The sequence below is a fragment of the Streptomyces sp. NPDC034084 genome (assembly GCF_055575535.1).
Map to the genome: position 1 here is coordinate 973389 of NZ_JBVISK010000001.1, position 23194 is coordinate 996582.

The window sequence follows — 23194 nt, forward strand, 5'->3', positions numbered from 1 at the left end:
GCACATGTCCAGCACCACCGTCACCGAGCTGACGATCGGCGGGATGACCTGCGCCTCCTGCGCCGCCCGCGTCGAGAAGAAGCTCAACCGGATGGACGGCGTCACCGCCACCGTCAACTACGCCACCGAGAAGGCGCTCGTCGAGCACGCCCCGGACGTCGGCGTCGACGCGCTGATCGCCACCGTCGTCAAGACCGGCTACACCGCCGAGGAACCCGCCCCGCCCGTCGTGGAGCCCGAGGAGCCGGACCACCCCGGATCCGGGCAGCCGGCCGACCCCGAGCTCGTATCCCTCCGGCAGCGCCTCACCGTCTCCGCTCTCCTCGCGGCGCCCGTGGTCCTGCTCGCCATGGCCCCCTCCCTCCAGTTCGACAACTGGCAGTGGCTCTCGCTCACCCTCGCCTCCCCCGTCGTCGTCTGGGGCGGGCTGCCCTTCCACCGGGCCGCCTGGACCAACCTCCGGCACGGCGCCGCCACCATGGACACCCTCGTCTCGGTCGGCACCCTCGCCGCCTACGGCTGGTCCCTCTGGGCCCTCTTCCTCGGCGACGCCGGCATGCCCGGCATGCGCCACGGCTTCGACCTCACCGCCGACCGCGCCCACGCCTCCTCCTCGATCTACCTGGAGGTCGCCGCCGGGGTCGTCACCTTCATCCTCCTCGGCCGCTACCTGGAGGCCCGTGCCAAGCGGAAGGCGGGAGCCGCGCTGCGGGCCCTGATGGAGCTCGGCGCCAAGGACGTCGCCGTCCTGCGCGGAGGCACGGAGGTGCGGATCCCGGTCGGCGACCTGCGGACCGGCGACCTCTTCGTCGTACGCCCCGGAGAGAAGATCGCCACCGACGGCACCGTCGCCGAAGGCGCGTCCGCCGTCGACGCCTCCCTGCTCACCGGCGAGTCGATGCCCCTGGACGTGACGCCCGGCTCAGCGGTCACCGGCGGCTGCGTGAACGTCTCGGGCCGCCTCGTCGTCGAGGCCCGCCGGGTCGGCGCCGACACCCGGCTGGCCCGGATCGCGAAGCTCGTCGAGGACGCCCAGAGCGGCAAGGCCGACGTCCAGCGGCTCGCCGACCGGGTCTCCGCCGTCTTCGTCCCCGTGGTGCTCCTCATCGCCCTCACCACCCTCGTCACGTGGCTCCTCGTGACCGACGACGTCACCGCGTCCTTCACCGCCGCCGTCGCCGTCCTGATCATCGCCTGCCCCTGCGCCCTGGGCCTCGCGACCCCGACCGCCCTCATGGTCGGCACCGGCCGCGGCGCCCAGCTCGGCATCCTCATCAAGGGCCCCGAGGTCCTGGAGTCCACCCGCCGCGTCGACACGGTCGTCCTCGACAAGACCGGGACCGTCACCACCGGCCGCATGCGGCTGACGGGCGTGCACCTGCACGGCGGGCGGTACGGCACCGGCTCCACCGACGAGACCGAGCTGCTGCGGCTCGCGGGCGCCCTGGAGCACTCCTCCGAGCATCCGGTCGCCCGCGCGATCGCGGCCGCCGCCGCCGAGCGCTGCGGGGAGCTCCCCACGCCGAAGACCTTCGAGAACGTGCCCGGCCTCGGCGTGCGCGGCTCCGTCGACGGCCGGCTCGTCCTCGTCGGGCGCGCCGCCCTCCTCGCGGCCGAGGGCGTCGAGGCGCCCGCGACGACGGAGCCCGGCGCCGTCCACGTCGCCTGGGACGGGGTGGCCCGGGGCACCCTGACCGTCGCCGACACCGTCAAGGACACCAGCGCCGAGGCCGTCGCCCGGCTCCGCGCCCTGGGACTGCGGCCGGTGCTGCTCACCGGGGACCACCGGGCGGTGGCGGAGGCCGTGGCGGCCGCGGTGGGCATCGACGAGGTGATCGCGGAGGTGCTGCCCGAGGAGAAGGCGGAGGTGGTCCGCCGGCTCCGGGCCGAGGGCCGTACGGTCGCGATGGTCGGCGACGGGGTGAACGACGCCGCCGCGCTCGCCGGCGCCGACCTCGGCCTCGCGATGGGGACGGGCACCGACGCGGCCATCGAGGCGAGCGACCTGACCCTGGTCCGCGGCGACCTGCGGGTGGCGGCGGACGCGATCCGGCTGGCCCGGCGGACCCTGGCGACGATCCGGGGGAACCTGGGCTGGGCCTTCGGCTACAACCTCGCCGCGCTCCCCCTCGCGGCGGCCGGACTCCTCAACCCGATGATCGCGGGCCTGGCCATGGCCTTTTCGTCCGTCTTCGTCGTATCCAACAGCCTTCGTCTGCGGCGCTTCACGTGAATTCACCCACGTGTGACGCACAGGACCTTCACAAGGAGATCTAGATCACAGATATTGGTGGGTAACCATCTGGGCTGTTCGCGAGTCTAAGTGGGCGATGCCAAGAACGTCTTGGGGGACGTTCATGGGATGTCTTGGGGGACGTCCCAGGCAAGCGCGGCCGGGGCACGTGCACCGGGGAGCTTTGAGCGGCCCTCCCGTACGTACCCCGGCAGACCGCGCACCGGACGCCCGGCCCGGATCCCGTGGGGGGAATCCGCACCGGGATATGGAAAGCGCCCCGCTCGCCGACCCGTGGGGGGATCGGTGGGCGGGGCGCTTTTCGCCTTTTCAGCGGCCCGGTTCGCCTCCGGGGCGCTGGAGCCGGGCGCGTGAGCCTGAGGTCAGCGGGCCTCGACCGGGACGAAGTCGCGGAGGACCTCGCCCGTGTAGATCTGGCGCGGGCGGCCGATGCGGGAACCCGGCTCCTTGATCATCTCGTGCCACTGGGCGATCCAGCCCGGGAGGCGGCCGAGGGCGAAGAGGACCGTGAACATCTCGGTCGGGAAGCCCATGGCGCGGTAGATCAGGCCCGTGTAGAAGTCCACGTTCGGGTAGAGGTTGCGCGAGACGAAGTAATCGTCGGAGAGCGCGTGCTCCTCCAGCTTGAGCGCGATGTCGAGCAGCTCGTCGGACTTGCCGAGGGCCGAGAGGACATCGTGCGCCGCCGCCTTGATGATCTTGGCGCGCGGGTCGAAGGACTTGTACACCCGGTGGCCGAAGCCCATCAGGCGGACGCCGTCCTCCTTGTTCTTCACCTTGCGGATGAAGGAGTCGACATCGCCGCCGTTGGCCTGGATGCCCTCCAGCATCTCCAGGACCGACTGGTTGGCGCCACCGTGCAGCGGACCCCACAGGGCCGAGATGCCGGCGGAGATCGAGGCGAACATGTTCGCCTGCGAGGAGCCGACCAGACGCACGGTGGAGGTCGAGCAGTTCTGCTCGTGGTCCGCGTGCAGGATCAGCAGCTTGTCGAGCGCGGAGACGACGACCGGGTCCAGGTCGTACTCCTGCGCCGGGACCGAGAAGGTCATGCGCAGGAAGTTCTCGACGTACCCGAGGTCGTTGCGCGGGTAGACGAACGGGTGACCGATCGACTTCTTGTACGCGTACGCCGCGATCGTCGGCAGCTTCGCGAGCAGCCGGATCGTGGAGAGGTGACGCTGCTGCTCGTCGAACGGGTTGTGGCTGTCCTGGTAGAAGGTGGACAGCGCGGAGACCACCGAGGACAGCATCGCCATCGGGTGGGCGTCCCGCGGGAAGCCGCGGAAGAAGTTCTTGACGTCCTCGTGGACCAGCGTGTGCTGCGTGATCTCGTTCTGGAAGGTCGACAGCTCGTCGACCTTGGGCAGCTCACCGTTGATCAGCAGGTACGCCACCTCAAGGAAGGTGGAGCGCTCGGCCAGCTGCTCGATGGGGTAGCCGCGGTACCGCAGAATGCCCTGCTCACCGTCGAGGTAGGTGATGGCGGATTTATAGGCGGCGGTGTTGCCATATCCGCTGTCCAGGGTGACCAGACCGGTCTGGGCTCGGAGTTTGCCGATGTCGAAGCCCTTGTCGCCGACGGTGCTCTCGACCACCGGGTAGGTGTATTCACCGTCCGCGTACCGCAGTACTACAGAGTTGTCGCTCACGTCATCCCTCACCGACGTAGTGCCTCTTCTTCGAGGTGCCCTGACTGTCTCTACCATCCCCCATTTGGCTCAGGAGAGTGCACTCGGGGTCGCTCATTGGGCCAATCGGCGGCACTCAGTGCCGCCAACCTTCATATCCTGCCCCCTTCGCCCCGGTTCCGGTAGCCCTCCGTGATCTTTCACACGAGGGCGTCCCCTGTGAGCCGGTGGGCCAGTGCGGTAAAGCGCCGGCCCGCCGAGACCGTACGGACCGCCTGGGCGATCGCCCGGCGGGAGCCGACCAGCACGACCAGCTTCCGGGCCCGGGTCACGGCCGTGTAGAGCAGGTTGCGCTGGAGCATCATCCAGGCACTCATGGTGACCGGAATCACCACCGCCGGATACTCGCTGCCCTGCGAGCGGTGGATGGTGACCGCGTACGCGTGGGCGAGTTCGTCCAGCTCGTCGAAGTCGTACGGCACCTCCTCGTCCTCGTCCGTCCGCACGGTCAGCCGCTGCTCGACGGTGTCCAGCGCCGTGACGACGCCGACCGTACCGTTGAAGACCCCGTTCGCCCCCTTCTCGTAGTTGTTCCGGATCTGGGTGACCTTGTCGCCCACCCGGAAGACCCGGCCGCCGAACCGCTTCTCCGGCAGGTCCGGGCGGGCCGGGGTGATCGCCTGCTGGAGCAGGCCGTTGAGCGAGCCCGCGCCCGCCGGGCCCCGGTGCATGGGGGCGAGCACCTGGACGTCCCGGCGCGGATCGAGGCCGAACTTGGCCGGAATCCGCCGGGCGGCGACGTCCACGGCGACCCGGGCGGCGTCCTCCGTCTCCTCCTCGGCGAAGAGGAAGAAGTCCGGCAGGCCCTGGGTCCGCGGTGGCGTGCCGGCGTTGATCCGGTGCGCGTTGGTGACCACCCCGGACTGCTGGGCCTGCCGGAAGATCCGGGTCAGCCGCACGGACGGTACGGGGCTGCCGGGGGCCAGCAGATCGCCGAGGACCTCCCCCGCGCCGACCGACGGCAGCTGGTCGACGTCTCCCACGAGCAGCAGATGGGCGCCCGGCGCCACCGCCTTGACCAGCTTGTTCGCCAGGAGCAGGTCGAGCATGGAGGCCTCGTCGACGACGATCAGGTCGGCGTCGAGCGGCCGGTCCCGGTCGTAGGCCGCGTCCCCGCCCGGCTTCAGCTCCAGGAGCCGGTGGACGGTGGAGGCCTCGGCGCCGGTCAGCTCGGCCAGCCGCTTGGCGGCACGCCCGGTGGGGGCGGCGAGGACGACCTTGGCCTTCTTGGCGCGGGCCAGCTCCACGATCGAGCGGACCGTGAAGGACTTGCCGCAGCCGGGGCCGCCGGTGAGCACGGCGACCTTCCGGGTGAGGGCGAGCCGCACGGCGTCCTCCTGCTCGGGCGCGAGCGACGCCCCCGTCCGGTCGGCGAGCCAGGCCAGGGCCTTGTCCCAGGCCACGTCCCGGAAGGCCGGCATCCGGTCCTCCCCGGTCCGCAGCAGCCGCCGGAGCTGCCCGGCGAGGGACAGCTCCGCCCGGTGGAACGGGATCAGGTACACGGCGGTGACGGGCGCCCCCTCGGGGCCGGGCACGGTCTCCCGTACGACCCCCTCGGGATCGTCGGCCAGCTCGCCGAGACACTCGATGACGAGCCCCGTGTCCACCTGGAGCAGCTTCACGGCGTCGGCGATGAGCCGCTCCTCCGGCAGGAAGCAGTGCCCCTGGTCGCTGGACTGCGACAGCGCGTACTGCAGGCCGGCCTTCACGCGGTCGGGGCTGTCGTGCGGGATGCCGACGGACTGGGCGATCTTGTCGGCGGTGAGGAAGCCGATGCCCCACACGTCGGCGGCGAGGCGGTACGGCTGGTTCCTCACGACGGAGATGGAGGCGTCCCCGTACTTCTTGTAGATCCGCACGGCGATCGACGTGGACACCCCCACCCCCTGGAGGAAGACCATCACCTCCTTGATCGCCTTCTGCTCCTCCCAGGCCGCGGTGATGTTCCTGGTGCGCTTCGGGCCGAGCCCCGGAACCTCGATCAGGCGCGCGGGCTCGTCTTCGAGGATGTCGAGGGTGTCGAGCCCGAAGTGCCGCGTGATGCGGTCGGCGAAGACGGGCCCGATGCCCTTGACGAGCCCGGAGCCGAGGTAGCGGCGGATGCCCTGGATGGTGGCGGGCAGGACGGTCGTGTAGTTGTCGACGGTGAACTGCTTCCCGTACTGCGGATGCGAGCCCCAGCGCCCCTCCATCCGCAGCGACTCCCCCGGCTGCGCGCCGAGCAGCGCCCCGACCACCGTCAGCAGGTCCCCGGCACCCCGCCCGGTGTCGACCCGCGCGACGGTGTACCCACTCTCCTCGTTGGCATAGGTGATCCGCTCCAGAACCCCTTCGACCACTGCGGGACCGCGACCCTCGTTGGACATGGACCGACCGTAGCGAAGGGGTCGGACACCGTGGGGTGCGGGGGACGGCCCCTGCGGACGGCCTCCGGCGTCGTCACACCGTCAGGAACGCCTCCAGTGTCTCCTCCAGGACCTCCACGCCGTTCCTGGACCACAGGTCGTCGTTGAAGAGTTCCACCTCCACCGGGCCCGTGTAACCGGCCTTCTCCACGAGGTCCGACCAGGCGCGGAGGTCGATCGCTCCGGTGCCCAGTTGGCCGCGGCCGGTCAGGACGCCCGCCGGGAGGGGGGTGGTCCAGTCGGCGAGCTGGAAGGAGTGGATGCGGCCCGACGCGCCCGCGCGCTCCACCGCCGCCGGGGCCCGGTCGTCCCACCACAGGTGGTACGTGTCGACCGTGACGCCCACCTGCGAGGCGGGGAAGTGCTCGGCGATCTCCAGGGCCTGGTCCAGGGTGGAGACCGCGCACCGGTCGGAGGCGTACATGGGGTGGAGCGGTTCGATGGCCAGGCGGATTCCGCGTTCGCCCGCGTACGGGGCCAGGACGCCGATGGCCTCCGTGATGCGGGCCCGGGCGGCGGGCAGGCCGGGGCAGGCCGGGGTGAGGCCGCCGGAGACCAGGACGAGGGTGTCGGTGCCGAGCGTCACCGCCTCGTCGATCGCCGCCCGGTTCTCCGCCTCCCAGCCGTCCGAGGTGAAGAAGCCGCCCCGGCAGAGGGTGGTGACGGTGAGCCCCGCGTCCCTGACCAGGGCGGCCGCCGCCTCCACCCCGTACGCCCGGACCGGTTCACGCCACAGGCCCACGCCCGGGACGCCCAGCCGGAGGCAGTGCTCGACCAGTTCGGGCAGGGCCAGCTGCTTCACCGTCATCTGGTTGATGCTGAAACGGTCCACGTTCATTGCGGGACTCCGTACACGGTGAGGAGCGCGCGCATCCGGGACTCCGCGCGGGCCGGATCCGGGAACAGGCCGAGGCCGTCCGCGAGTTCGTAGGCGCGGGCGAGGTGCGGGAGCGAGCGGGCCGACTGCATGCCGCCGACCATCGCGAAGTGGTCCTGGTGGCCGGCCAGCCAGGCGAGGAACACCACGCCCGTCTTGTAGAAGCGCGTGGGGGCCTCGAAGAGGTGCCGGGAGAGGGCGACCGTCGGGTCGAGCGTCTTGCGGAAGCCGTCGGTGTCACCCGTGTCGAGGAGCCGTACCGCCTCCGCCGCCAGCGGGGCCAGCGGGTCGAAGACGCCGAGCAGGGCGTGGCTGAAGCCCTGGTCGTCGCCCGCGATCAGCTCGGGGTAGTGGAAGTCGTCGCCCGTGTAGCAGCGGACGCCCGCCGGGAGGCGGCGGCGCAGCTCGACCTCGCGCCGGGCGTCGAGGAGGGAGACCTTGATGCCGTCGACCTTGTCGGGGTGGGCCTTGATCACCTCCAGGAACGTCTCCGTGGCCGCGTCGAGGTCTGCCGCGCCCCAGTAACCGTCGAGCGCCGGGTCGAACATGGGCCCGAGCCAGTGCAGGATGACCGGCTCGCTCGCCTGCCGGAGCAGGTGGCCGTAGAGGTCGAGGTAGTCCTCGGCGCCGGAGGCGGTGGCGGCGAGGGCGCGGGAGGCCATGAGGATGGCCTGCGCGCCCGACTCCTCGACGAGCGCGAGCTGTTCCTCGTACGCCGTGCGGATCTCCGGCAGGCCGGCCGGGCCGGTGAGCTGGTCCGTCCCCACGCCGCAGGCGATGCGGCCGCCCACGCCGCGGGCCTCCGCCGCCGAGCGGCGGATCAGTTCGGCCGCCCCCGCCCAGTCCAGGCCCATCCCGCGCTGGGCGGTGTCCATGGCCTCGGCGACGCCGAGCCCGTGGGCCCAGAGGTGGCGGCGGAAGGCGAGGGTCGCGTCCCAGTCGACGGCGGCCGGGGAGTCGGGGGTGGTGTCGGCGTACGGGTCGGCGACGACGTGCGCGGCGGAGAAGACCGTACGGGAGGTCAGCGGGCCGGCCGCGGAGAGCGCGAGCGGTTCGGTGCGGGGGGTGTACGCGCGCGTGGCGCCGTCCGGGGAGGGCAGCCGGATCGTCACAGCGTCACCTCCGGGACGTCCAGGCGGCGGCCCTCGGCGGCCGAGCGCAGGCCCAGTTCGGCGAGCTGGACGCCGCGGGCGCCGGCGAGGAGGTCCCAGTGGTACGGCTCGTCGAGCGTGACGTGCCGGAGGAACAGCTCCCACTGGGCCTTGAAGCCGTTGTCGAACTCGGCGTTGTCCGGGACCTCCTGCCACTGATCGCGGAAGGACTCGGTGGCGGGGATGTCGGGGTTCCAGACGGGCTTCGGGGTGGCCGAGCGGTGCTGGACGCGGCAGCCGCGCAGGCCGGCGACGGCGGAGCCGTGGGTGCCGTCGACCTGGAACTCGACGAGCTCGTCGCGGTGGACGCGGACCGCCCAGGAGGAGTTGATCTGGGCGACGGCGCCGCCCTCCAGCTGGAAGATGCCGTACGCGGCGTCGTCGGCGGTGGCCTCGTACGGCTTGCCGTGCTCGTCCCAGCGCCGCGGGACGTGCGTGGCGACGTGCGCGGAGACGCTGGTGACCCGGCCGAAGAGTTCGTGGAGCACGTACTCCCAGTGCGGGAACATGTCGACGACTATGCCGCCGCCGTCCTCCGCCCGGTAGTTCCAGCTGGGGCGCTGGGCCTCCTGCCAGTCGCCCTCGAAGACCCAGTAGCCGAACTCGCCGCGCACGGACAGGATCTCGCCGAAGAAGCCGCCGTCGATGAGGCGCTTGAGCTTGAGCAGGCCCGGGAGGAACAGCTTGTCCTGGACGACGCCGTGCTTGACGCCCTTCGCGGTGGCGAGGCGGGCGAGTTCGAGGGCGCCGGCGAGGTCGGCGGCGGTGGGCTTCTCGGTGTAGATGTGCTTGCCGGCGGCGATGGCCCTGGTCAGGGCGTCGACGCGGGCGGAGGTGACCTGGGCGTCGAAGTAGATGTCGACGGTGTCGTCGGCGAGGACGGCGTCGAGGTCGGTGGACCACTCGGTGAGGCCGTGGCGCTCGGCGAGGGCGCGCAGGGCGTGTTCGCGGCGGCCGACGAGGACGGGCTCGGGCCAGAGGGTCTCGCCGTTGCCGAGGTCGAGGCCGCCCTGTTCGCGCAGGGCGAGGATCGAGCGGACCAGGTGCTGGCGGTGGCCCATGCGCCCGGTGACGCCGTTCATGGCGATGCGGACTGTCCTGCGTGTCACGAATGGTTCCTCTCCGCGGTGCTCGGCGCCCTCGTGAGAAAGCGCTTTCTATGAGAGTTGACGCTAGCCTGCCGACATCGCCGTCGACAAGGGCCCCGGAGGTACGTACGCGATGACCGTCACCCTGGCGGACGTGGCAGCCCGCGCGCGGGTCTCCCCCGCCACCGTCTCCCGCGTCCTCAACGGCAACTACCCGGTCGCCGCGTCGACCCGGGAGCGGGTGCTGCGGGCCGTGGACGAGCTGGACTACGTCCTCAACGGCCCCGCGAGCTCCCTCGCCGCCGCCACCTCCGACCTGGTCGGCGTCCTCGTCAACGACATCGCCGACCCGTTCTTCGGGATCATGGCGAGCGCGGCGCAGAGCGCGATCGGGGAGCACGCGACGGGGCGCGGCGGGGGCGAGAAGCTCGCCGTCGTCTGCAACACCGGCGGCTCCCCCGAGCGCGAGCTGACCTACCTCACCCTGCTCCAGCGGCAGCGGGCCGCGGCCGTGATCCTCATGGGCGGCTCCCTGGAGGACCCGGAGCACCTCGCGGCGACGGCCGGCAAGCTGACGAAGCTGGCGGAGGCGGGGACCCGGGTGGTGCTGTGCGGGCGTCCGCCGGTCCCGGGCGACGCGAGCACGGCGGCCCTCGTCTTCGACAACCGCACCGGGGCGCGGCTCCTCACCGAGCACCTGCTGGGCCTCGGTCACCGGCGGATCGGTTACGTGGCGGGCCCGGCCGACCGCACCACGACCCGGCACCGCCTGGAGGGCCACCGGGAGGCGCTCGCGGCGGCGGGGGTGGCCGAGGGCCCGACGGTCCACGGGCCGTACGACCGGGGTTCCGGCCACGCGGCGACGACCGAGCTCCTCGCCCGCGACCCGGACCTCACGGCGGTCGTCGCGGCCAACGACACGGTCGCGCTGGGCGTCTGCGCGGCCCTGCGGGAGCGGGGTCTCTCCATCCCCGGGGACGTGTCGGTCGCGGGCTTCGACGACCTGCCGTTCTCGGTGGACGCGGTCCCGGCCCTCACGACCGTACGCCTGCCGCTGCACGAGGCGGGGGTACGGGCGGGCCGCCTGGCCATGGGCGCGGAGGAGCCTCCGGCGGGAGGCGTGGAGACGGTTCCGGGGGAGCTGGTGGTACGGGGGTCGACGGGGGCGCCTCGGGGGTAGGCGGCCGCCATCGTGGTGACGAGCGCCACACGGAGGAGCGCATGACGACCATACTGATGGACCTTTCCAGCGCCTGGGACGTCCTGGACGGCGTCTCCCTGCCCAATGGCTACCGCGTCGAAATCACGGATGGAAAGATCATCATGACCCCCCAGGGCGAGCAGCGGTGGAAGGTGATCCTGCGGGCCGCCCCCCAGATCGAGCAGCAGCTCGCCGGGCACGGGGAGATCCTCTCGGACGTCATGATCGACTTCCCGTCGAGCCTTTACGGCTACGCCCCCGACCTGGCCATCATCGCCCCCGGCTCCGAGCGGAACAGGCGCGGCCGCTTCGAGTGGCACAGTCTGGAGGCCGTGCTGGAGATCATCTCGCTCAGCACGCGGGACAACGACTTCGAGAAGAAGCTCCGGATGTACGCGGAGTGCGCGCTCCCGCTCTATGTGATCATCGACCCGTCCGAGAACGTCTGCACCGTGCACAGCAAGCCCGCCCGCACCGGCGTCTACACGGAGCAGGAGACGATCCCCTTCGGCGAGGACCTCGTCCTGCCCCTCGAAGGGCGCGAGATCGTGGTGAAGACCGACGGCTTCCCGCGCTCCGGGGGCTGAGCTACTTCCGCGGCGTCAGGCCCGTCGCCGCGAGGACCGCGTCGACCGTCTCCTCGACCGTCTGGTCCGCGTTGTCGATCCAGACGCCCTCGCCCGAGAGTTCCGCGCGCATGGCGTCGTCCAGGAAGGCCCAGTTCGTCGTCAGCTTCTTGTGACGGGCGTTGTTGCGCTCCCAGGCCTTGACCGGGCCGGGGGCCAGGATCACCACGTGGAGCGGGGCCGCCTTCGCGTGGGCGCGGTAGAAGTCCAGGTGGGAGCGGCGTACGACCACGTCGTCGAGGACCGGCAGGAACCCCGCCGCGGCGAAACTGTCCGCGAGCAGGCAGCCGTTGCGGGCGCGCAGCAGGATCTGGCGGTCCGCCTCCGGGTCGCCGTCCGGAGTCGGCCAGTGGCCGCCCTGGACGATCAGCTCCTGGAGGTGGTCGACCTCGATGTGCGCGGCGCGGGCGAAACGGGCCGCGAGGGCAGCCGCGACCGTCGACTTGCCGCTGCCGGGGATGCCCGCGAGGAGGAGGGTGCCGGGAGCGGGTTCGGCGCTGTCGACGGTGACGTTCTCGAAGGTCATACGGGGGCGGAACCTCTCAGCGGCGTGCGGTCACAGCGGCGTGACACAGTGGCCCGGCCTCCCCGGGGAGTTCATCTGGTATTCGGCGTACAGGATGTAGTCCTCCGGCCCGCAGGACGCCTGGTCCGTCACGATGTACTCGGCCTGCGGCGAGCCGCAGTCCACCTTCAGGAGGGCCTGCTCCGGCCAGTCGGCGGTGTTGTCGACACAGTCGCCCACGGAGAGCCCGACCCGCTCGCCCTCACCGCCGGGGCCCGCGATCAACCCGATGAGCAGGAGCGTCGGGATCGCGGCGGCGACGAGCGCGAACGGGGTGAGGACCAGCATCGCGGGGGCGCGGCGCAGCACCCGCCGGCCCGGGTCCAGGGGCGGCCGCCACGCACCGTACGGCTCGGGCAGACGGCGGAACGCGGCGCGGGCGCCGACGACGTTGCCGAGCACGACGAACGGCGTGACGAACAGCGAGAACACGCCCCACCAGCCGGTCACGAGCGTGTCGGAGGTCATGGTCCGGTAGACGGCGAGGCCGCAGGTGCGGCAGAAGACGCCGCGCCGGGTGAGCGTGCGCATGATGACGACCATGCCCTGGTGGGCGCGGACGGTCGCCGCGACGGCGGGCTGCGCGCCGCAGACCTCGCACCCGTGGGGCGGGGAGGGCTGGGGCTGGCCGTACGGGTGCGGTTGCCCGTACGACTGCGGATGCTGCGGATGGGTCATGGTGTCGCTCCCCCGTTCGGCGTCGGCACCAGCACCCTAGCCTCCGGCTTCCCAACCGCCTTGCGGTGGACCGGCGTCAGGGCCACTCCCCCGACGAGCAGCACTACTGCGCACCAGGGGAGGGGGCTCACGCCCTCCCCCAGGAACCTGGTGGCGCGGGGCATCGTCCCGTGTCTGGGCCGCGGGGCCCTACCGCCGGAGGTGACGCGGGTGCGGCTCGAGCCGGGGCCGACGCGCCGGCTGCACGCCATGTGGCGGACGGGGACGGCGCGGCGCCCGGCGATCCGGGAGACGGTCCGTACGCTCCAAAGGCTCCGGCCCTCGGTCGCGTCCGCCGCCTGAGGCGGGCGCGGGCGATTCCTGCGCGGGTCCTTGACCTGGCAGTTACTTTCGGGCTATCCGTGACTCCTTGGAAGTTTCCTTCAACCTTGCACGGCCGGAAGGAGCATCAGTGCACCACCGCGCCCCCGCCCCCTCCCGACGCACCCTTCTCACGGTGACCGCCGCCGCCGCCGCGGCCGCCGTCACCGGTGCCGCCGCCCCCGTCGTCCACGCGGCCTCCACGGACGCGACCGACCGCAGGCTCCGGCGGATCATCGACCGGATGTCGCTCGAGGAGAAGGTCGGCCAGCTCTTCGTGATGCGGGTCTACGGCCACTCCGCCACCGCCCCCGACCAGGCCGACATCGACGCCAACCTCACGGAGATCGGTGTCCGCACCGCCGCCGAGCTGGTCGAGCGCTACCACGTCGGCGGCATCATCTACTTCGCCTGGGCCCACAACACCCGCGACCCGCAGCAGATCGCCGCGCTCTCCAACGGCATCCAGCAGGCCGCGCTCGCGCAGCCCACCCCGGTCCCGGTGCTCATCTCCACCGACCAGGAGCACGGCATCGTCTGCCGGGTCGGCAAGCCCGCCACGCTGCTGCCCGGGGCGATGGCACTCGGCGCGGGCGGTTCGCGCGCGGACGCCCGTAAGGCCGCGCAGATCGCGGGCGAGGAGCTCGCCGCCGTCGGCATCCGGCAGAACTACGCCCCCGTCGCCGACGTGAACGTCAACCCGGCCAACCCGGTCATCGGGGTCCGTTCCTTCGGCTCCGACCCGCAGGCCGTCGCCGGTCTCGTCGCCGCCCAGGTCGAGGGGTACCAGCGGGCCGGGGTCGCGGCCACCTCCAAGCACTTCCCGGGTCACGGCGACACCGCCGTCGACAGCCACTACGGCCTGCCGACGATCACCCACACCCGGGAGCAGTGGGCCGCGCTCGACGCGCCGCCGTTCCGGTCGGCGATCGCCGCCGGCATCGACTCGATCATGACCGCGCACATCGTGGTCCCCGCGCTCGACCCCAGCGAGGACCCGGCGACGCTCTCCCGGCCCATCCTCACCGGCATCCTGCGCGAACAGCTCGGCTACGACGGGGTGGTGGTCACGGACTCCCTGGCGATGGAGGGCGTGCGCACCAAGTACGGGGACGAGCGCGTCCCGGTCCTCGCCCTGAAGGCGGGGGTGGACCAGCTGCTCAACCCGCCCAGGCTGGACGTGGCCTGGAACGCGGTCCTGAAGGCCGTCAAGGACGGCGAGCTGACGGAGGCCCGGCTCGACGAATCGATCCTTCGGATCCTGCGGCTCAAGGCGAAGCTGGGCCTCTTCCGGCAGGCGTACGCGACCCGGGCGGGCGTCGACCGGGTGGTGGGCACCGAGGCCCACCGCGCCCACGCCGACCGGATCGCCGAGGCGACCACGACGCTGCTGCTCAACGAGGACGGCTTCCTGCCGCTGAGCCCGGCCTCCCACGGCTCGGTCCTCGTCGTCGGCGCCGACCCGGCCTCGCCGTCCGGTACGACGGGCCCGCCGACCACGACGCTCGCGACCGCCCTGAACGAACTGGGCTTCACCGCGACCGCGCTCTCGACCGGGATCACCCCGACGGCCGCGAAGATCGAGGAGGCGGTGGCGGCGGCGGCCGGCAAGGACGTGGTGCTCGTGGGCACGTACAACGTCGGTGCCACCAGCCCGCAGCGCACGCTCGTCGCACGGCTCGTCGCGACCGGCGTGCCCGTGGTGACGGTCGCGATCCGCAACCCGTACGACATCGCGCGTCTCGGCGGCCAGCGGGCGACCCTCGCGGCGTACTCCTGGACCGACGTCGAACTCCGCGCCGCCGTCCGCGTCCTGGCGGGCCGAGCCCGGCCCCGGGGCCGGCTCCCCGTCCCGGTCCCGGACGCGAACGACCCGGCGAAGGTGCTGTACCCGGTGGGGTACGGGCTGTCGTACGCGCGCTGAGGACGCGGCGCCCTTCGCGGCGCCTCGGCCTCACGTGCCTGAACCCGCACCGCCGGTGCGGTGCGGGTTCAGAGCGCGGAATCCTGGTGGCGACGAGGTGAGTTACGGGCGCAGGCCGTGTTCCCGGGTGGCGTCCTCGTCGACCGGGGCGTCGATGCGCGCGTCGAAGGCCGCCAGCGGCTGGGCCGCCTGGACCGCCGGCGCGGGGACCCCCGCCCAGGCCAGGATGCGGGCCGTCGCGTTCTCGCGCTCCGCGTCGACGAGACCCGCGACGTTCGCGCCGTGGTTGGCGCCCGGCGCCACGTACACGTAGCTGTCGCGCGCGCCCTTGCCGAGGCGGAACTTCTCGGAGCCCCACGGGTCGTTGCCGCCGTAGACGAAGAGCATCCGGTTCGCGTTCTTGCGGACCCAGTCGTCGACGTCCCGCATCGCCTGCGGCCTGAACTTCATGGGGATCTCGCGCGGCACGAAGCTGCTGGCCGGCTGGTAGCCGTAGCGGCTCAGGCCGTTGAGGTGCGGCTGCTTGATGGTGGGCGAGCCGAGTTCGGTCGCCGCCTGGTAGTAGTACGGCGTGTAGTACTCCAGGCCCTGGTCGGTGTAGGCGGACCAGCCGGAGTAGGCGTCGATCGTCTCGTAGACGGTGTCGTCGCTCGCGGTCGCCGCGTCCGGGATCTGGTCGCAGACGTCCTGGCCGTAGTACTGCCAGAAGCCCCACACGAAGTCGAGGACGACGGCCTCGTACGCCTTGTCGAGCGAGCCGACCGTGTTGAAGGTGGCGCCCTCGGACTCGGCCCAGGCCTGGTACTTCTTCTCCAGCGGCTCGCGGCGGACGAGGGCCTCGCGCTGCATGGCGTTCAGGCGGTCGCGGCAGTCCTCGGTGCCGACGGTCTCGAAGAACCGGTCGTAGGCCGAGTCCTCCTTGTTGACCACGTCGTTGGGAGCGACGTACGCGACGACGCCGTCCATGTCGCGCGGGTAGAAGCGCTCGTAGTACGTGGCGGTCATGCCGCCCTTGGAGGCGCCGGTGGAGAGCCACTTCTGGCCGTAGATCCGCTTCAGCGCCGTGTAGATCCGGTGCTGGTCGCTGGCCGCCTGCCAGATGTCCAGCTTCGACCAGTCGGCGGGCTGCGGGCGGGACGGCGTGAAGAAGCGGTACTCCATGGAAACCTGGTTGCCGTCGATGATCCGCGTCGGCTCGGTCCGGCTCGGAGTCGTGCTCAGCCCGTAGCCGCTGGTGCGGAAGACGGTGGGGCGGCTCGTGTCCTTGTGGAGGATCGAGATCCGCTGCTTGAACGTGCCCGCCCACGGGCGGTGGTGGTCGACCGGCTGGACGTACTCCAGGACGAAGTAGCGGTAGCCGGCGTACGGCTTCTCCTCGATCAGGCTCATCCCCGGGATCGCCAGGATGCGGTCCTTGATGTCCGCGGTCGTGCTCGTGCTCTGCGAGTCGACGACGGTCGCGCTGCCGGTCTCCGTGTCCGCGGCGGTAGCCACACCGGTCGACCCGACGGTGCCTATGAGCACCGAAAGCGACAGCGCCCATCTCAGCGACTTGCGCATTCACCCTCCCCTTGGTTCACAACGGTGTCGCGAACCTAGCGGGGGCAACGTGTGGACCGCCAGACCCAGTTGATCCTTACTCTTGGACTTATCCGCACATCAGCACAGGATCCAGCCCGTCGCCGTCCCCCGGCCCGCCACCGAACCGCTCGCTCGGACGCACCGGTTGAGGGCGTGGACGGTCAGGGGGCCCGCCTGACGGTCGAAGCTGCCCGCCCGGGTGACGGGGCGGGCGCCGCGGGCCTGGAGCGAGACGGCCATCGGACGGCGGGGGCCGGGCCGTTTCGCGACGGTGACGGCGCAGACGTACTGGCGGGTCCGGTAGAGGCGCAGTTCCCCGGTGGCGAAGGTGATCGTCCGGGTGGGCCGGCCGTGGCAGACGGAGGCGGCGTCGGCGGTCCCGCCACCGGGGCCCGGTACCGGGAGGAGGAGCAGCGCGAGGGCGGCGAGGAGCGGGGCGAGCACGCGCGCGTGCGGTCGGCGCGCTTTCCTCGTGTCCTTGGACATGCGTTCCCCTCCCGGGTGGCTCGACGTACGGACGTACGACGCGCCCGCCCCCGGAACGGTTGCCTCCGCCCGAACGGTTGCCTCCGCCCGGCCGTCCTCGGAGCCCCGCCCGTCCCGCCCCGCCCCCGCCCGGCGGCCCGTCCTCAGACCCGCTCGGGTTCCGCCTCCGCCCCCGTCTCCCCGATGAAGGTGTTCCACAGCGACGCGTACCGGCCGCCCCGGGCGAGGAGTTCCTCGTGGGTGCCGTCCTCCGCGACCCGCCCGTGGTCCATGACGACCACGCGGTCCGCGCGGGCCGCCGTGGTCAGCCGGTGGGCGACGACCAGGGTCGTGCGGCGGCCCGCGAGCCGGTCGGTGGCCTGGTTGACCTGGGCCTCGGTCGCCAGGTCCAGGGCCGCCGTGGCCTCGTCCAGGAGCAGGACGTCCGGGTCGACGAGCTCGGCGCGGGCGAGGGCGATCAGCTGGCGCTGCCCGGCGGAGAGGTTCCGGCCGCGCTCGGCGACCTCGTGGAGGTAGCCGCCGTCGAGCGTGGCGATCATGTCGTGCGCGCCGACCGCACGGGCCGCCGCCTCGACCTCGGCGTCGGTCGCCTCGGGCCGGCCGTACGCGATGGCGTCGCGGATCGTCCCGGCGAAGAGGTACGCCTCCTGGGGGACGACGCCGAGCCGGTGGCGGTACGCGGTGAGGTCGAGGTCCCGCAGGTCGGTGCCGTCGGCCGTGACCCGGCCGCTGGTCGGGTCGTAGAACCGGGCGACCAGCTTGACCAGGGTGGACTTCCCGGCGCCGGTCTCGCCGACGAAGGCGACGGTCTGCCCGGCGGGGATCCGCAGGTCGATGCCCGTGAGGGCTTCCTCCTCGTCCCCGTACGCGAAGGACACGTTCTCGAAGGCGATCTCGCCGCGCAGCGACAGCACGTCCAGGGGCGCGTCGGCGGCGGCGGTCGACGTCGGCTCCTGGAGGAGCTCCTGCATGCGCTTGAGCGAGACGGCGGCCTGCTGGTAGCCGTCGAAGACCTGCGAGAGCTGCTGCACGGGGGCGAAGAACAGGTCGATGTAGAGGAGGTAGGCGACGAGCGCGCCGGTGGTGAGGGTGCCGGCCTCGATCCGGTTCGCGCCGACGATCATGACGGCGGCCGCGGCGGCCGAGGACAGCAGGGTCACGAAGGGGAAGTAGATGGAGATCAGCCACTGGCCCCGGACGCGCGCCTGGCGGTAGGCGTCGCTGCGCTCCGCGAAGCGGGCCGCGCCCGAGCGCTCGCGGCGGAAGGCCTGCACGATCCGCAGGCCGGAGACCGACTCCTGGAGGTCGCCGTTGACGACGCTGATCCGCTTCCGCGCCAGCTCGTACGCCTTCACGCTGGAGCGGCGGAAGTAGTACGTGGCGACGGCGAGGACCGGCAGGGTCGCGAAGACGACCAGGGCGAGCTGGAGGTCGAGCACGAGCAGCGCGACCATGATCCCGAAGAAGGTGACGACCGAGACGAAGGCGGTGACCAGGCCCGTCTGGAGGAACGTCGACAGGGCGTCGACGTCCGTGGTCATCCGGGTCATGATCCGGCCGGTCAGCTCGCGCTCGTAGTAGTCCAGGCCGAGGCGCTGGAGCTGGGCGAAGATCTTCAGGCGCAGCGCGTAGAGGACCCGCTCGCCGGTGCGGCCGGTCATCCGGGTCTCGGCGGTCTGCGCCACCCACTGCACGAGGACGGTGACCAGGGCGAGCGCGGAGGCCGCCCAGACGGCGCCGATCGCGAGCCGGTTCACGCCCTCGTCGATGCCGTGCCGGATCAGGACCGGAAGGAGCAGGCCCGCGCCCGCGTCGAGGGCGACCAGGCCGAGGCTGATGAGCAGCGGGGCGCCGAAGCCCCGGAGCAGCCGGCGCAGCCCGTACGCGTCCTCGGGTGCGACGGCACGGGCCTCGTCGACGTCGGGGGTGTCGGTGGCCGGCGGCAGCGCCTCGACGGCGGCGAGCAGCTCGGGCGTCGCTCCGGGCGCGGCGCTCTCGCGGCCGGTGGTCTCGTCCCGTACCCACAGGGTGGGGGTGATGCCCCGCTCGGCGTCGAACTCGGCGTCCAGCTCGGCCCGCAGGGTGCGGTCCTCGGGGAGCTCGGGCGGGGTGACGTGACCGGGCGAGACGGCGCCGAGCTCCTCGGGGTCGGTGAGGAGGCGGCGGAAGAGGGGGGACCGGGCCTCCAGCTCGGCGTGGGTGCCGATGTCGGCGAGGCGGCCGTCGTCGAGGACGGCGATGCGGTCGGCGAGGCCGAGGGTGGAGCGGCGGTGGGCGATGAGCAGGGTCGTACGGCCCGCCATGACCGACTTCAGCGCCTCGTGGATCTCGTGCTCGACCTTGGCGTCGACGGCGGAGGTGGCGTCGTCGAGGAGGAGCAGCCGGGGGTCGGTGAGGATGGCGCGGGCGAGCGCGACGCGCTGGCGCTGGCCCCCGGAGAGGGTGAGGCCGTGCTCGCCGACCTTCGTGTCGTACCCGTCCGGGAGCTCGGTGATGAAGCGGTCGGCCTGGGCGGCGCGGGCGGCGGTCTCGATCTGCTCGCGGGTGGCGTCGGGGGCGCCGTACGCGATGTTCGCGGCGACGGTGTCGGAGAAGAGGAAGGAGTCCTCGGGGACGAGGCCGACGGCGGCGCGCAGGGAGTCGAGGGTGAGCTCGCGGACGTCGTGGCCGCCGACGAGGACGGCGCCGTGGGTGACGTCGTAGAAGCGGGGCAGGAGGAGCGAGACGGTGGACTTGCCGGAGCCGGAGGCGCCGACGACGGCGACGGTCTCGCCGGGGCGGATCTCCAGGGAGAAGCCGTCCAGTACGGGCCTGACATTGCCGGAGGCGCCCTCGTACGCGAACGACACGTCGTCGAACTCCACGGTGGCGGGCGCGTCGGCGGGCAGTTCCTTCGTCCCGTCCTTGATCACCGGCTCGGTGTCGATGAGGTCGTAGACCCGCTCGACGCCGGCGCGGGCCTGCTGGCCGACGGTGAGGACCATGGCGAGCATGCGGACCGGTCCGACGAGGGAGGCCAGGTAGGCGGAGAAGGCGACGAAGGTGCCGAGGGTGATCTGGCCCCGGTAGGCGAGCCAGCCGCCGAGCGCGAGGACCGCGACCTGGCCGAGGGCGGGCACGGCCTGGAGGGCCGGGGTGTACTTCGAGTTCAGCCGGATCGTCCGCAGCCGGCCGGCGAAGAGCTTCCGCCCGGCCTCGCGGATCTTGCCGGTCTCCTGGTCCTCCTGGCCGAAGCCCTTGACGACCCGGACGCCGGTCACGGCCCCGTCGACGACGCCGGCGACGACGGCGGCCTGCTGCTGGGCGTGCCAGGTGGCGGGGTGGAGACGGGTACGGCTGCGCTTGGCGATCCACCAGAGGGCGGGGGCGACGGCGAGCGCGACGAGGGTGAGCGGGATCGACAGCCAGGCCATGACGGCCAGCGAGATCAGGAACAGCAGGACGTTCCCGATGGTCATCGGGAGCATGAAGAGCAGGCCCTGGATCAGCTGGAGGTCGCTGGTGGCCCGCCCGACGACCTGCCCGGTGGACAGCTCGTCCTGCCGGCGCCCGTCGAGCCGGATGACGGTGGCGTACATGTCGGTCCGCAGGTCGTGCTGGACGTCGAGAGCGAGGCGTCCGCCGTAGTAGCGGCGGACGTAGGTGAGGAGGTAGACGAGGACGGCGGCGCCGATGAGGAGCCCCGTCCAGACGCCGAGGTCCCGGGTCTTCGTCCCGATGACGTCGTCGATGATCACCTTGGTGACGAGCGGCACGAGCGCGAGCACGGCCATACCGGCCAGCGAGGACCCGAGCGCGAGCAGCGTGTTCGCCTTGTACCGCCACGCGTACCCGGCCAGCCTGCGCGCCCAGCCCTGCTGTTCTTCCCCGACCGCCGCCACGAGTGGCCTCCCGTCCGTCCTGCTCTACCGGAAGCCCCAACACGGCCGACGTGCGATTTCATCCCGCCGCAACAAAGACGGGACCGTGGTCCTAGGACCCCCGGCCAGGAGCGGGAGGCCGAGGGGGACCCGCGCCGTGAAGGTTGCCCGCGCGGGTGCGACCGGTTCTGGGTAGGAGGCCCCTGGCGCAGCCGAGCGGAAGGAGAGTGCATGGCACGGGTCGAGGACGGCAGGCCGTATCAGTGGGGGCGGCTGTACGCGGCGCTGCGCGCGGTGCGGGGGTTCGCCGCGGCCGGGCGGGTGGCGCAGGTGACCGAACGGGAGCTGAAGGAGACGGCCGGCAAGCCGCGGACGGTCTTCGAGGGCTTCCTGCGGACCGTGGGCCCGGAGCTGCTGACCGCCCGCGAGCGGGGCGGGACCGTCGCCGGGGCGGCGGCGGAGGCCTTCGCCGACGTGGCGCGGCTGACGCCCCCGCGGTTCATGGTCCGTGCCGGCCTCACCCAGGCGGAGGCGGAGCACTTCCGCCAGGGGTACGAGGCGCAACTCGCCGCGTACCGGAAGGCCTGGGAGGGGCTCGTCGACTGAGCGGTGACCCGCCCCCGCCTCAAGGGGCGGGCCACCGGCACCCGTCACAGGTGCGTCGGCTCGAACATCCTCAGGAGGGCCGGGAGGACGACCACCGACGGGCCCGGCGTGGCGAGGGCCTTCGCGAGGTCCGCCGTCAGGGTCTCCGGGGTCGTCAGGGTGGCCGGGACGCCGAACGACTCGGACAGGGCGACGAAGTCCGGCCGGGTGAGTTCGGTGGCCGTGGCCTCGCCGAACGCGTCCGTCATGTACTCCCGCAGGATCCCGTAGCCGCCGTCGTCGACGATCAGCCAGGTCACGTCCAGGCCGTACTGCTTCGCCGTCGCCAGCTCCGCGATCGAGTACATCGCGCCGCCGTCGCCGGAGACCGCGAGGACCGGTTGCGAGGGGTCGGCGGTGGCCGCGCCGAGGGCGGCGGGGAAGCCGTAGCCGAGACCGCCCGCGCCCTGGGCGGAGTGCATCGTGTTCGGGTGCCGGGCGTCGAAGGCCGACCACGCCCAGTACGCCAGGATCGTCATGTCCCAGAAGCTCGGGGACCGGTCGGGGAGCGCCTCCCGCACCGCCGCGACGATCCGCTGCTCCAGGCCGAGGTCCTGCGCGGCGATCCGCTCCCGGACCTTGCCGAGGACGGCGGCGACCCGCTCGGGGGCGGCGGGGTCCCGGCGCTCCCCGGCCGTCTCCAGGAGCGCCTGGAGCGCGAGGCGGGCGTCCGCGTGGATGCCGAGCGCCGGGTGGTTGGACTCCAGCTTGCCCGCGTCGGCCTCGATCTGGATCACCCGGCCGCGCGGGGCGAAGGTGTGGTAGTTCGAGGACAGCTCGCCGAGGCCCGAGCCGACGACGAGGAGGACGTCGGCGTCCTCCAGGAAGTCGGTGGTGTGCCGGTCCTCCAGCCAGGACTGGAGCGAGAGCGGGTGCTCCCAGGGGAAGGCGCCCTTGCCGCCGAAGGTGGTGACGACGGGGATGTCGAGCTTCTCCGCGAGTGCGAGGAGCTTGCCGGAGGCGTCGGAGCGGACGACCCCGCCGCCCGCGATGATCGCGGGCCGCTCGGCGTTCGCCAGGAGGTGCGCGGCGACCGCCGTCAGCTCGGGGCGCGGGACGACCTCCTCGGGCGTCGCGTCCATGGCGGTGACCACGGGCAGGCTCGTCTCGGCGAGGAGCACGTCCTGCGGGATCTCCACCCAGACGGGGCCGTGCGGGGCCGTGAGCGCCGACTCCCAGGCGGCCGCGATCGCGGACGGGATCTGGGACTGCGTACGGACCGTGTGGACGGACTTCACGACGTCCCGGAACGAGGCCTGCTGGTCGCGGAGCTCGTGGAGGTAGCCGTGGCGGCCGCCGCCGAGCCCGGCCACCGGGATCTGGCTGCCGATCGCGATGACCGGGGCGGAGGCGGCGGCCGCCTCCTGGAGCGCGGCGAGCGACATGAGCGCGCCGGGGCCGGTGGAGAGCAGCAGCGGGGCGGCCTCGCCGGTGATCCGGCCGTACGCGTCGGCGGCGAAGCCGGCGTTGTTCTCGACGCGGAGGCCGACGTACCGCAGCGTGGAGCGGCGCAGGGCGTCGAACATGCCGAGGGCGTGCTGGCCGGGGAGGCCGAAGACCGTGGTGGCGCCGAGGCCGGTGAGGGTCTCGACGACGAGGTCGCCGCCGTTGCGCCCGGAGGGCGGGTTGAGGGCCGCCTCGGTCTGTGCGGCGGTGGGGCGCAGGACCAGGTCGTGGTCGTGGGTCATGAGGGGGCGTCCCTTCGGGGTGGCGGTCAGGTCCTGGGCAGGCGTTCCACTGGGGGTGCCCCCTGGACGAAGTCCCGGGGGGACGAACGGGTGGGGCACGACCCGACCACCGGG

At 72.5% G+C, this 23194-nt stretch carries 16 protein-coding genes and 1 pseudogene; 6 read left to right on the forward strand and 11 right to left on the reverse strand.

Translation table 11 applies throughout. The features are described 5' to 3' along the window. Nucleotides 1–4 precede the first annotated feature (4 nt). Nucleotides 5–2233, forward strand: coding sequence for a heavy metal translocating P-type ATPase (locus ACZ51I_RS04425; protein ID WP_468871420.1), 2229 nt, complete (start codon nucleotides 5–7; stop codon nucleotides 2231–2233). A gap of 383 nt (nucleotides 2234–2616) precedes the next feature. Here ACZ51I_RS04425 and ACZ51I_RS04430 read toward each other — a convergent pair whose 3' ends face one another. The 5 genes from ACZ51I_RS04430 to ACZ51I_RS04450 form a co-directional block, all read right to left on the reverse strand. After that, a complete protein-coding gene (locus tag ACZ51I_RS04430) occupies nucleotides 2617–3906 on the reverse strand; it encodes a citrate synthase (RefSeq protein WP_468871421.1) in 1290 nt (429 codons plus the stop codon). Between the two features lie 179 nt (nucleotides 3907–4085). Next, complete coding sequence (gene recD2, locus ACZ51I_RS04435) at nucleotides 4086–6311, reverse strand: SF1B family DNA helicase RecD2 (RefSeq protein WP_468871422.1); 2226 nt, start codon at nucleotides 6309–6311, stop codon at nucleotides 4086–4088. Between the two features lie 73 nt (nucleotides 6312–6384). Then, complete coding sequence (locus ACZ51I_RS04440; RefSeq protein WP_468871424.1) at nucleotides 6385–7188, reverse strand: sugar phosphate isomerase/epimerase family protein; 804 nt, start codon at nucleotides 7186–7188, stop codon at nucleotides 6385–6387. Continuing rightward, complete coding sequence (locus tag ACZ51I_RS04445) at nucleotides 7185–8339, reverse strand: dihydrodipicolinate synthase family protein (protein ID WP_468871425.1); 1155 nt, start codon at nucleotides 8337–8339, stop codon at nucleotides 7185–7187. The genes ACZ51I_RS04440 and ACZ51I_RS04445 overlap by 4 nt, the downstream gene beginning before the upstream one ends. Next, on the reverse strand, nucleotides 8336–9487 hold the full coding sequence (locus tag ACZ51I_RS04450; protein ID WP_468871427.1) for a Gfo/Idh/MocA family protein: 1152 nt from the start codon (nucleotides 9485–9487) through the stop codon (nucleotides 8336–8338). The genes ACZ51I_RS04445 and ACZ51I_RS04450 overlap by 4 nt, the downstream gene beginning before the upstream one ends. 112 nt (nucleotides 9488–9599) lie before the next feature. On the opposite strand from ACZ51I_RS04450, the gene ACZ51I_RS04455 reads away from it, so the two are divergent. Continuing rightward, nucleotides 9600–10646: a LacI family DNA-binding transcriptional regulator gene (locus ACZ51I_RS04455; protein ID WP_468871428.1), complete on the forward strand. Its 1047-nt coding sequence runs from the start codon at nucleotides 9600–9602 to the stop codon at nucleotides 10644–10646. Between the two features lie 41 nt (nucleotides 10647–10687). After that, nucleotides 10688–11254, forward strand: a complete 567-nt coding sequence (locus tag ACZ51I_RS04460) for a Uma2 family endonuclease (RefSeq protein WP_468871429.1) — start codon at nucleotides 10688–10690, stop codon at nucleotides 11252–11254. A 1-nt stretch (nucleotide 11255) separates the two neighbouring features. Here the strand turns inward: ACZ51I_RS04460 and ACZ51I_RS04465 are convergent, their stop codons facing one another. Both ACZ51I_RS04465 and ACZ51I_RS04470 read right to left on the reverse strand, forming a co-directional pair. Continuing rightward, nucleotides 11256–11819 carry an AAA family ATPase gene (locus tag ACZ51I_RS04465; protein WP_468871431.1) on the reverse strand — a complete coding sequence of 188 codons (564 nt, stop codon included), beginning with the start codon at nucleotides 11817–11819 and terminating at the stop codon, nucleotides 11256–11258. 30 nt (nucleotides 11820–11849) lie between these two features. Beyond that, nucleotides 11850–12536: an LppU/SCO3897 family protein gene (locus tag ACZ51I_RS04470; protein WP_468871432.1), complete on the reverse strand. Its 687-nt coding sequence runs from the start codon at nucleotides 12534–12536 to the stop codon at nucleotides 11850–11852. A 147-nt stretch (nucleotides 12537–12683) separates the two neighbouring features. On the opposite strand from ACZ51I_RS04470, the pseudogene ACZ51I_RS04475 reads away from it, so the two are divergent. Both ACZ51I_RS04475 and ACZ51I_RS04480 read left to right on the forward strand, forming a co-directional pair. Beyond that, nucleotides 12684–12878, forward strand: a pseudogene (locus ACZ51I_RS04475) (LysR family transcriptional regulator); the annotation flags it as partial. Nucleotides 12879–12987: 109 nt separating this feature from the next. Continuing rightward, a complete protein-coding gene (locus ACZ51I_RS04480; protein ID WP_468871434.1) occupies nucleotides 12988–14820 on the forward strand; it encodes a glycoside hydrolase family 3 protein in 1833 nt (610 codons plus the stop codon). A 102-nt stretch (nucleotides 14821–14922) separates the two neighbouring features. Here the strand turns inward: ACZ51I_RS04480 and ACZ51I_RS04485 are convergent, their stop codons facing one another. The 3 genes from ACZ51I_RS04485 to ACZ51I_RS04495 form a co-directional block, all read right to left on the reverse strand. Then, the gene (locus ACZ51I_RS04485) at nucleotides 14923–16380 is read right to left on the reverse strand and encodes an aminopeptidase (protein WP_468871435.1); all 1458 of its coding nucleotides are present in this window, start codon (nucleotides 16378–16380) and stop codon (nucleotides 14923–14925) included. 99 nt (nucleotides 16381–16479) lie between these two features. Next, nucleotides 16480–16887, reverse strand: coding sequence for a hypothetical protein (locus ACZ51I_RS04490; protein ID WP_468871437.1), 408 nt, complete (start codon nucleotides 16885–16887; stop codon nucleotides 16480–16482). Nucleotides 16888–17030: 143 nt separating this feature from the next. Continuing rightward, nucleotides 17031–20768, reverse strand: a complete 3738-nt coding sequence (locus ACZ51I_RS04495) for an ABC transporter ATP-binding protein (protein ID WP_468871438.1) — start codon at nucleotides 20766–20768, stop codon at nucleotides 17031–17033. A 210-nt stretch (nucleotides 20769–20978) separates the two neighbouring features. On the opposite strand from ACZ51I_RS04495, the gene ACZ51I_RS04500 reads away from it, so the two are divergent. After that, nucleotides 20979–21353, forward strand: coding sequence for a hypothetical protein (locus tag ACZ51I_RS04500; RefSeq protein ID WP_468871440.1), 375 nt, complete (start codon nucleotides 20979–20981; stop codon nucleotides 21351–21353). A 44-nt stretch (nucleotides 21354–21397) separates the two neighbouring features. On the opposite strand, the gene ACZ51I_RS04505 is transcribed toward ACZ51I_RS04500, so the two are convergent. After that, nucleotides 21398–23080, reverse strand: coding sequence for a thiamine pyrophosphate-binding protein (locus ACZ51I_RS04505; RefSeq protein ID WP_468871441.1), 1683 nt, complete (start codon nucleotides 23078–23080; stop codon nucleotides 21398–21400). Nucleotides 23081–23194 lie beyond the last annotated feature (114 nt).